Annotated in this window: 10 protein-coding genes and 1 pseudogene; 10 read left to right on the forward strand and 1 reads right to left on the reverse strand. The window is 50.5% G+C overall.

Features of this window, described 5'->3' with window-relative positions:
• Positions 1 to 444: 444 nt before the first annotated feature.
• Positions 445 to 1,406: pseudogene (gene tnpC / locus AO388_RS24125) on the reverse strand (IS66 family transposase); the annotation flags it as partial.
• A 101-nt stretch (positions 1,407 to 1,507) separates the two neighbouring features.
• On the opposite strand from tnpC, the gene AO388_RS28095 reads away from it, so the two are divergent.
• The 10 genes from AO388_RS28095 to AO388_RS24165 form a co-directional block, all read left to right on the forward strand.
• Entirely contained in the window at positions 1,508 to 4,555 is a 3,048-nt protein-coding gene (locus AO388_RS28095; RefSeq protein WP_442963827.1) for a DUF637 domain-containing protein, read from the forward strand.
• A gap of 2 nt (positions 4,556 to 4,557) precedes the next feature.
• On the forward strand, positions 4,558 to 5,088 hold the full coding sequence (locus AO388_RS24140; RefSeq protein WP_004414209.1) for an SMI1/KNR4 family protein: 531 nt from the start codon (positions 4,558 to 4,560) through the stop codon (positions 5,086 to 5,088).
• Between the two features lie 484 nt (positions 5,089 to 5,572).
• Positions 5,573 to 6,217 (forward strand): hypothetical protein, encoded by a 645-nt coding sequence (locus AO388_RS24145; RefSeq protein WP_236713950.1) that lies wholly within the window; start codon positions 5,573 to 5,575, stop codon positions 6,215 to 6,217.
• 173 nt (positions 6,218 to 6,390) lie between these two features.
• Positions 6,391 to 6,591, forward strand: a complete 201-nt coding sequence (locus tag AO388_RS30460; RefSeq protein ID WP_369688044.1) for a toxin glutamine deamidase domain-containing protein — start codon at positions 6,391 to 6,393, stop codon at positions 6,589 to 6,591.
• A 74-nt stretch (positions 6,592 to 6,665) separates the two neighbouring features.
• Complete coding sequence (locus AO388_RS24150) at positions 6,666 to 6,941, forward strand: YrhB domain-containing protein (RefSeq protein ID WP_058417316.1); 276 nt, start codon at positions 6,666 to 6,668, stop codon at positions 6,939 to 6,941.
• A gap of 268 nt (positions 6,942 to 7,209) precedes the next feature.
• Positions 7,210 to 7,380 carry an EndoU domain-containing protein gene (locus AO388_RS30465; protein ID WP_085990837.1) on the forward strand — a complete coding sequence of 57 codons (171 nt, stop codon included), beginning with the start codon at positions 7,210 to 7,212 and terminating at the stop codon, positions 7,378 to 7,380.
• Between the two features lie 9 nt (positions 7,381 to 7,389).
• Positions 7,390 to 7,776 carry a hypothetical protein gene (locus AO388_RS28110; protein ID WP_080053561.1) on the forward strand — a complete coding sequence of 129 codons (387 nt, stop codon included), beginning with the start codon at positions 7,390 to 7,392 and terminating at the stop codon, positions 7,774 to 7,776.
• A 105-nt stretch (positions 7,777 to 7,881) separates the two neighbouring features.
• The gene (locus AO388_RS24155) at positions 7,882 to 8,256 is read left to right on the forward strand and encodes a hypothetical protein (protein WP_058417317.1); all 375 of its coding nucleotides are present in this window, start codon (positions 7,882 to 7,884) and stop codon (positions 8,254 to 8,256) included.
• Position 8,257: 1 nt separating this feature from the next.
• Positions 8,258 to 8,788: a contact-dependent growth inhibition system immunity protein gene (locus AO388_RS24160; protein WP_004414217.1), complete on the forward strand. Its 531-nt coding sequence runs from the start codon at positions 8,258 to 8,260 to the stop codon at positions 8,786 to 8,788.
• A gap of 289 nt (positions 8,789 to 9,077) precedes the next feature.
• On the forward strand, positions 9,078 to 10,039 hold a 962-nt coding region (locus AO388_RS24165), incomplete at its 3' end, for a hemagglutinin repeat-containing protein (protein WP_177343142.1).

Raw genomic sequence — 10,039 nt, forward strand, 5'->3', positions numbered from 1 at the left:
GTTTTACGATAGATTTAATCTCGTAAATTGATTTGTTGGGGGTTCGGCTATTCGTGCGAAGAGCGATCTTAAGTTTGCGCTGAACTTCCTACCCACCAATCGAGCGGAGATGCTGGCAGAGCTGGGAGTTGGGAGCAAGTCCGCAATGGGTTGTCTTTTCTGCTTCGCGGCCGAAACAATGCTCTCCACACCGGATGGCGAGCTAGTGTGGACATCAAGCTGCCGCTGGACATGGCGGTGACGGCGGAAGTTAAGACCAGCAAGCAGCGGGTGATGTGGTATTTTCTGAGTCCGTTGCAGTAGCATGCGCAGGAGAATTTGAGGGAGCGATTGTGAAAACCCTTTGGTGAGAGGGTGATATTTCACTTATATAGATGCGTGACTTTTATTATTTAGACGGTATCCGCGCCACAAACCCCACCTAGCAAAAAATGAGGATTGGGTTTAGCGAGGCATCTCTGGCGAGCAGTTCCACGGCAGCAAGGCTTCGTAATCTTCTACCGATGCAGCATGCGGCAACCGCTCAAGTACGTGGCGCAGCCACGTATAGGGCTCTTGGCTGTTGAGTTTGGCGGTCTCGACCAAGCTGTAGATCTGGGCGCTGCCGTGGCGCCTTTGGGCGTGTCGCTGAACAGCCAGGCTTTTCGTCCGATGGCGAACGGCCTGATTGCTCTTTCGGCAGCGTTGTTGTCGATGGGGAGAAAACCAGCTTCGATATAACGCTCTATCCGGCCCCAGTTGTGAGCCAGGTAGTTCACCGCTTTACCCAAGGCGCTTTGTGACGTGACCTGCGGCTGCGTTGTTTCCATCCATGCTTTGAGCTTCGTCAGCTCAGGCAGGCTTTTTTCCTGACGACCGATGTAACGCTGCTCATCGCTGACATCCTTGAGTTCACGCTCAATGCCATACAGTTTGTTAATGCATGCCAGTGCAACATCAGCGCGGCCTGTTTTGCCTTGAGGCTGCACTTTCTTTGCCTCCACGAACTTGCGCCGTACATGGGCCATGCACGCCAAGCGTTCCACAACCGGTTGCAACGCCAAAGCGTTATAGCCCGCGTAATCGTCGGTCATCACATAGCCCCGATAACTCTCCAGCAGGCACAGCGACACTTCCTGCGCACGGCTGGTGGTGTAGTTGAACAGGACGACTTTTCGGTCTGGTGGTCCGCTGGCCTGTACCCACATCCAGGATTGGCTGGTCGGGTCACGATCTCGCTCTTTTAGTACCTAGACTCGGGTTTCTTCGCTGATGACATGCTTGCGGCAACCGCAGGCACAGGTCAGTTCGTGCTCGGGCAGTTCGTGGATGACTTCGATGCGGGGAAGATCTGCCGACAGTGGCTTGCGTTTACCACGGTGTTTGACCGGTGCAACGATCTCTTCGTCAGCGTCGCCCACGGGTAGCCAACCAACGCACGATGACCAGCCATCAGAGCGCTGCGGATGATGCGACCTGGCGGCAGGACTTTGCTGACAGCGCGGCACGCATCGAAGCGGCCAACGACATGTCCCTGCAAGCCGGTCGTGATGTGAAAAACACCGGCAGCGTGTTGCATGCTGGTCGTGATTTGAGCATCGCTGCGGGCCGTGACGTCGCTATCGACTCGGCCCAGACCGAGAACGGCCGGACACGCGGCGTGAACTCCAGTAATTCCAGCATTACGCAACTGGGCTCCACAGTCAGCGCCGGACGCGACCTGACGGCCCAGGCCGGCCGCGACATCAACGTGATCGCCAGCAGCATCGACGCCAAACGCGACATCGCGATGGCCGCAACGGAAAACCTGACCCTGTCCTCGGCGGCTGATGAACAGCATTCCTACGGCAAGAGCAAGAAGGTGACCGAGCAGGAAGATCATGTCAGCCAGGTGTCTGCGGACCTGAAAGCGGGCGGCAGTGTGGCTTTGCAGGCAGGGCAGAATCTGGCCGTGATCTCCAGCCGTATTACCGCTGGGAAAGAGGCGTATCTGGTTGCGGGTGAGAATCTGGACATTCTTGCTGCGCAGGACAGTGATTATTCGCTGTACGACATGAAGAAAAAAGGCAGCTTCGGCGCGAAGAAAACCCAGCGTGACGAAGTGACCGATGTGAAAAACGTCGGTAGCGAAATTACTACCGGTGGCGACCTGTTGCTGTCGAGCGGCGGCGATCAGAAGTATCAGGCTGCGAAGCTGAAGAGTGGCAAGGACCTGACGATTGAAAGTGGTGGTGCGGTTACGTTTGAGGGCGTGAAGGATCTGCATCAGGAGAGTCATGAGAAGAGTGACAACAACGCCTTTTGGGTTTCCTCCAAAGGTAAAGGTAATACCGACGAGACCTTACGCCAGAGCGAACTGGTTGCCGCCGGTGAAGTAACCATTAAAGCCGTCAATGGATTGCAGATCGATATCAGGCAGGTTGATCAGCAAACGGTCACCCAGAGCATCGATGCAATGGTCAAAGCCGATCCACAACTGGCCTGGCTCAAGGATGCTGAAAAACGCGGTGACGTGGACTGGCGGCAAGTGAAGGAGATTCACGACTCCTTCAAGTACAGCAACTCGGGCCTTGGTCCAGCCTCGCAAATTATCATCGCGATTATCATGGCTGCTGTTGTGGGGCCTATGGCAATGGGCGCGGTAGGTGCATCCACAGGGGCAGCAGTCACGGCAGGTACGATGAGTGCCAACACTGCAGCGTTCCTCTCAGCGGGCGCAGGTGCTGTTGCAGCGGGTGCTGCTACCAACGCAACGGTCAGCGTTATTAATAACCGTGGAAACCTTGGGGCGGTATTTAAAGATGTAACTTCTTCCGATGCCATAAAAGGGTATGTCATCTCGGGAGTGACGGCGGGTCTGACGGCTGCGTACTTTGATGGTTGGACGGGTACGCATAGTGATCCGAACACCGGCAAGATTGTTGGAGCCAAACTCTCCACTTGGGAAGGCGTGGGTCAGTTTGCCGGTAATCAGGTTCTGCAGAACGGGACGTCAGCGCTGCTGAGTAATGCTCTTGGCAAGGGCGGCAGCGGCAGTGATGCACTCAAGACTGCGTTGTTCAATACCTTGGCAGCGGCGAGTTTCAATGCAGTGGGCGACTATACCCGCGGCACATTCGCGGATGGCACGCCTTCCAAGGTCATTATTCACGCGATGGTAGGCGGTCTGCTTTCAAAGGCCACAGGCGGAGATTTCAGGACGGGTGCCTTGGCCGCAGGTGCCAATGAAGCATTGGTCGTACACCTGAATGGTCTAGTCAATGGTAATGAAACCTTACTGACCATGAGTTCTCAGATAGTAGGCGCTCTGGCTGCTGCGACTCAGAAAGACGCTGACGCCAGCTCGATTGAAAAGGGTAGCTGGATAGCCAAAAACTCTACGCAATACAATTTCTTGAGTGACCATGCCAACACAGAAAGAAACAGCGCACGAGAAGCTTACGAAAAAGATCAGGGGATTGATGCTGCGAGAAAGCTGGTATCACTCGAGAAGTCGGATCAACGCAGCAATAATCTGCTGGACGCTTACAAAACCAACCCCGAGTCTTTGACCAAGGCCGATCTTTCGGAGCTGCAAGCCTACCTTCAAGTATACGCTTACGAGTTGACGAAAAGTGTCGGTCAAGAGCAAGCACAGGCTAGGCTGACCAGTCTTTTGCAAAGCACTACGCCTGCCACGCAGGGCTATTCCTACGCAGGCACGACCGAAGCCAAAAACGCCTACAGCGACGCTGCTCGAGCTGAGCTTGATGGCGTATTCGCCCAGTTGAGCTGGTCCCGGACAAAGACTGCTGAGGAGCAGATCTACGCTAACGCAAAAGGCACTCTGCTGGTCAACAATGAGCAGCAAGGGTTGGCGAATATTGGCGGCCCTGCTATATATGCCTTGTCAGGGCCGTTGGGTATTGGAATCCGGGGCATTGCTGCGATCAATGGCGCTGCGCAATTCAAATATGGCGTAGGGCAGGCGGTCGATGGCGATACGTGGAATGCGGTAGGCAACATGGTGGTCGGTTCCCTCGAAATGATGGGGGGCCTGAGTGCAAAAGCAGCGGTAGGTGGGCAAAGGAGCGAGCCATTAGGACAAGGTTCAAAAGCAATTCCAGAAAGCAGCAGCAGCTACCCGTCGCTTGCCAAGCCAAGTCCAAATGCCCCAAGCAATGTAATTCTTGGCGAGCTTGACTCACTTGGTCGACCTACTGGGGTTACAGCAGTCCTTAGGGAGGATTCATTGGGAGGCGGTTCAAGCGCTAACCCAGCGATTCGACCTCCAGGTTTTGAGGGGCAGCCTGCTAACCATGCGCGAGGACATTTGCTTGCGAATTCACTAGGAGGGGCTGGCGATGATGCAAGAAATTTGGTGACACTTTTCCAGCGCAACGCAAATCATCCAAATATGAGTTCATTTGAGCGTCAAGTCAGGGGCGCAGTGCAGAGTGGTGAAACAGTAAGCTATAGGGCTGTGCCTATTTATACAGGTACAAACCCAATGCCAACCGGTGTAACGTTGTCTGCTCGTGGGTCAGGCGGTTTTACTCTTGATGTATCAATTCCGAACGTGAGTGGAGTTAAGTAAAAATGATAGATAAGCTGATTAGCCTTCTTTCGCCACCCTCTCAGCGTACCTTTGATAATGCGGCTTGGGAAACCTTTGAATCTGAGGGGGATCTGCGATTACCGAATGATTTCAAACAGTTCATATCAATTTACGGATGTGGAGCATTAGACGATTTCGTATGGGTGTTAGACCCGTTTTCAAAAAATCCAAATTTGAATTTTGAAAAAAGCAAATACTTTATAGAGTCATACGCTGTAATGAGGCAGGAGTTTTTGTCGGACTATCCAAGACCTGATTACCCTGCGGAAGGTTCTTTTCTTCCGTGGGCGGTAACGGATAATGGAGAAACTCTTATTTGGTTGGTCGATGGAGAACCGGACTCATGGAAAGTTGCTATTCATAGCTCGGATCAGGGGGAAGAGGAGGTCTACAACTTCGGCTGTGTTGAGTTTCTTTTAAAGCTGCTTAGCAGAGATATTTCGTCAAAAATTCTACCTAGTCAGTTTCCTCCTGTGAATCTAGATAAGCATTTTTTTACAGCTGCTGATTAGGTGCAAAAGGCAAAACCGCATTAAATGAACCAAACTCTCGGCCTGTTGCGGAAAATGGCGGTGCGCCGTCAACACAAACTGAAACTTATTTCAGGGTTGAATCAGGTGGTTCAGGATTCCAGACTAGTCAAAATCGAATTACTGTGAAATCTGATGGGACGGTATCGATTGACTCTGGATGCAGTGGTCAGTTATGTGTCAGTACAAATGGCCCCAGCCATGCTGCTTATTATCTGTCTAATAAAAGGCCTGACGGTAACGTGGCTGTTTTTGAGGTTGACCAATCGTTGCACCAGAAAATTATGTCCGAAGCTATTGATCAACGACCTCTGCCCGGTCAGATAAGGAACCCTAACGCACCCAAGATTGTGGATCCAAATCAAGGGAAGCCAAGTGTTTTACTAGAACTCCCGAAAGTATGGGATTCCTTGCTTGAGAAACACTCATCAAATGCACGAGTATTGACGCAGGAGGGGGGGGGGTCATGAGTTTGGACGCTAAGCTTAGCTCATTAGAAAGTGAGCTGTTTGAAGGGCGCAAATCAATTGCCCTGTTTGTTTTGAAAGAGCAGCATTATTACGTTGTGGATGATAAGTCCAATTACTGTATCGATGTCCGGCCGGATTATTTGTCGTATATTGAAACAGGCCGGCTAAAGCAGGAAGATTATGAAAAAGCTCTTGGGCTCTTTCGGGGTGGGATCTCAGTTCTAGGAGCTCATAATTTTTATCAGTACATCGATAGTGCCGAAGCAGAAGTGATAAGTTTTACGATGATGCGCGATTTCTTTTTCAAAGGCTTAACTTTGGAAAGTGCCAAGAGTTTTTATAAGGATGTAGAGCGGTTCTTGTCTTATGGAGGAGAAATGGATTTGCGAAAATGGAATTTTTTGCGTATGAAATTGCCGAGCTTTTACGTAAATTTCGACCGTGGGATTTACCGACATACCGACTATGGTCGGTTGCATGAGGAATTGGCGTTGCCAAAGACACTGTGGGACGCTCGTTGTAGTAGCGATTTTGGATTGCTTATCCCTGACGATGTTCAATACTGGATCGTAGATAGAATGAATTTTTTAAGCTTTATGGCGGTTAAAATATTCAATTGGAAAGGGTTTGGTTTTATTTAATTAAAGCATTCGCGTTCTAAATAAAATTGTTTCGCTTTTTCATTCGTTTTGGGGCTGATTTGATAGAACCATTTCGGTAAGCGGAATAAAGTGGTGCAAAAGAGGCAGATGCGGCTGGAACGGTAGTAGACGCTATTCCGGCAACATCTCCACTTCCAGCATCTGCATTACCGATAAATCCCACCAAAGGTGCTCCGTTGACAGTGCTAGAGAAGCACTATGGCGCTAAGTTTAGCAGTGTGTCTTCACTCGAGACTATCACCCAACACATGGCCGGTGGCGGGGACGGCGCGCGCGGGATTGTGTTGGGTTCCTATGGTCGAGGTCAGCCAGGCCATGTATTAAAAGTAGTTAATAAGAATGGGGTTATCTGATATCTAGATGGGCAAAATGGGAGGCCAACTAATATGAATAATTTTAAGACTCTACAGTTGCTGAGGAATAATTAATGATTACCTATGAGAGTGCGCTGGAACGAGCTAATACGTATTTAAAAGACTCGGATATTCCTCTGCAGTTAACGCATGAGGAAGAGTTTTCTGTGGGGTGGTTCTTTTGCTATCAATCTAAAGAGTATTTAGAAATAGGGAGTTTTTCGGCCCAGCTGGCTGGAAATGGACCGTTCCTAATTGATAAGGAAACAGGAGAGCTTCATGTTCTAGGGACTGTCAAGCCTTTAGAAGAATGTCTAGATCAATATGTGATGAGAAAGTTAAAAAGATAAGGTTGATTTGTTGGTGAAAAGGGCACGTTTGATCTCAATGCACGGGCCCCAATTTCTGTAAGTAAAATCACTGCGTCGATTGATTTTGATGGTCATATTATAGCCAAATGGCAATGTCGTTGGCGGACATTCAACCGCGACGGGTGATGTTAAGGTGATCCCTGGTCCAGCCTCTATAGCGAATGCGCAAGGTGTTTATAGTGCTAAAATCCAGGTGGGAGATCCAGTCAATCCAGGATAGTTTTTGCCCAGGACGAACAATGGCGGTATGTCTATAATATTTCCAGGCTCTTGGACCGCAGATCGAATAAAAGTTGAAGTGGACGGAGCCTTTCAGAACAAGAAAATTGTGGGTAACAAATGGACGGGAACCAGACCTAGTGGCGTCAAAGTCGAGGGATATATAAGTCCGAAAACTGCTGTATATCCAAAGCTTTAGGGGGTTAAAATGAAATTGCATTTTTCATGGGATGAGTCTGGTGGAGCTCTTTCATCGAGTGTTAGTTCAAGTATTGTCAACAAAGACGGCGTCAGCCCACTTGCTTGTCTCCTAACTGATGATGGAGGGCAACTGTTTTTAGACACCGTGCCGTGGCTGGATGAAGGTGTTGTGCGAATAAGATCTGTTAAAAGTTCTAAGATTAACTTTTCAGATTGGAGTCGCGATGCTTGGGGGGCTGAGTTAACTAAGGGGCAGGTAAGAATTTATTCGCTCTATGATGAAAATTACTTTGAGCTAATTAATATCGACTCGTTTGAGAGGGCGCTATTGGCGTGGTTGAATTTTGTTCAACTGAAACCAGAGGTAGGAGTGACTCAGGAAGTTGAAATCTAAACTACCATTTGGTGAAGTTGGAGAGTTGGTGCAAAAGCAACTGGCGGGGCGGTAGACCGTGCTACTACTGGGATTGAGTGGGGCAAGGGTATTCAAGGCCAAGGAATGCCTTGGGAGGATTACCTTGGGACGCAACTGCCAGCAGGCTCTCGACCACCGCCTCACTTCAAGACGTTTGACTTTTTTGACGAAACCACTGGTATAGCGACCAGCGCCAAGACACTTGATACGACGACTGCTGCCAAACTTGCTAATCCGAGCCAAGTATATTCATCGCTCAAAGGAAATATTGATGCCGCTGCTAATTTTTCCGAATCAGGCTTGAAAGGTGTGACAGTTACTTCAAGTCAAATTATCACTCGCGAATTACAAGTTGCCATTCCTGAAGCCACGACTAGCGCTCAATGGGAACAAATCAATAGAGCCATTGAAAATGGTCAGAGCAAAGGCATTACGTTAAAAATTACCAAGGTGAAATAAGATGAACGATGTCGTGAAAACAACCTGGGCGGATGCAGGAGTCAATAAGGAATTTATTTACGTTAAAACTTATTCTGGCTATCGGAGTATTCGAGCTGATCCACAGGGTGTCGAGCATCACGCCATCCCTGAAATCAGTGATCAAGAGTTAGGTGTTGTGGTATTGGATGCCTTGGCCCATAGCCGATTTGTGCTTCCCGAGCCGCGTAAGGATGTTTGGATTCATCCTGAAGCTACGTTTGATATGGATTTATTTGACCACGACTTGACCAGTCAACGATATGACCAATGGGTTAGCAGTACGTTGGAGCGCTATAGCTACAAGAATAAGCGTGCATTATTTAAAGATATGAAAAAATGCAGTATCGAAAGTAAGGGAGACCAGATAACTATTCGTCCTAGCCATCACGAAAAGCTAGAAGCCTGGAGTGGTAAGGGACTAAGTGAGAGTGACTATGTCATTATCCCCAGCGGTAGTAGTCCTTCCGATGTAGGTGCGGCCTTACGCTTGGCTTTTAGTCGGTGCACCTAATGTGTAGAGGTTTCGAGTTGATCTGACACCGGCCTCGTACCGGTGTTGTTTTATCCGCTTACTGCAAAACCTCCCTTCCTTTGCTGCGCGCTTTAGTCGTGGCCTGAGCGATAAGGGCATCAAGCATCTGCGCAACGAATTTCTGTATCTGGCACAGGCCGACAATCGCCTTGGTCCGACCGGGGCATTGATTGCGGGTAACGACGTCTCATTGATCGCCGGCCAGAACCTCAACAACGTCGGTACCTTGCACGCCGCCAACAACCTCTCGGCAGTCGCAGGCAACAACCTGATCATCACCGGCCTGATAGAAGCCGGCAACCGGCTCGATCTGCTCGCGGGTAATGATCTGATCAACACCGCTGGCGGCATCATCAAAGGCCGCGATGTTTCACTGACCGCGATCAACGGCGACGTGATCAACGAACGCAGCGTCACCTCGCTGGACAACAGTGCACGCGGTCAGCGCCACAACGAGTTCGCCGACAGCGCAGCGCGCATCGAAGCCGCTAACGACATGAGCATCTCGGCCGGTCGCGACGTCATCAACAAAGGCAGCGTGCTGGAAAGCGGTCGTGACATGACCATCCAGGCCGGACGCGACGTCACCATCGCCCCGACCGAAGTCACCAACAGCCTGTTCTCGGACAGCAAACACAACAGCAGCGACATCACCCAACTGGGTTCCACCGCCAGTTCCGGACGCGACCTGACCGTTCAGGCCGGACGCGACATCTCCGTCATCGCCAGCCAGATCGACGCCAAACGCGACATCGCCATGGCCGCGACCGAAAACCTCACCATCAGCTCTGCGGCGGACGAAGAACACTCCCTGTCCAAAAGCAAAAAACTGACCCGCCAGGAAGACCACGTCAGCCAGGTTGCCGCCGATCTTGAAGCGGGAGGCAGCGTTGCCTTGCAGGCTGGCCAGAACCTCTCCGTGATCTCCAGCCGTATTACGGCCGGGAAAGAAGCGTACCTGGTTGCCGGTGAAAACCTCGCCATCTTGGCTGCGCAGGACAGTGATTATTCGCTGTATGACAAAAAGAAGAAGGGGAGTTTTGGGGCGAAAAACTTCAAGCGCGATGAAGTGACCGACACGCGCAATATCAGCAGTGAAATCACTACAGGCGGTAACCTGACGTTGGCAAGTGGCGGCGATCAGCGTTATCAGGTTGCCAAACTGAACAGTGGCAACGACCTGTTGATCAACAGTGGCGGCGCAATCGATTTCGAGGGCGTGAAAGACCT

Origin of the sequence: Pseudomonas sp. ICMP 10191 (assembly GCF_001467335.1) — a bacterium.
GTDB classification, from domain to species: Bacteria; Pseudomonadota; Gammaproteobacteria; order Pseudomonadales; family Pseudomonadaceae; genus Aquipseudomonas; species Aquipseudomonas cerasi.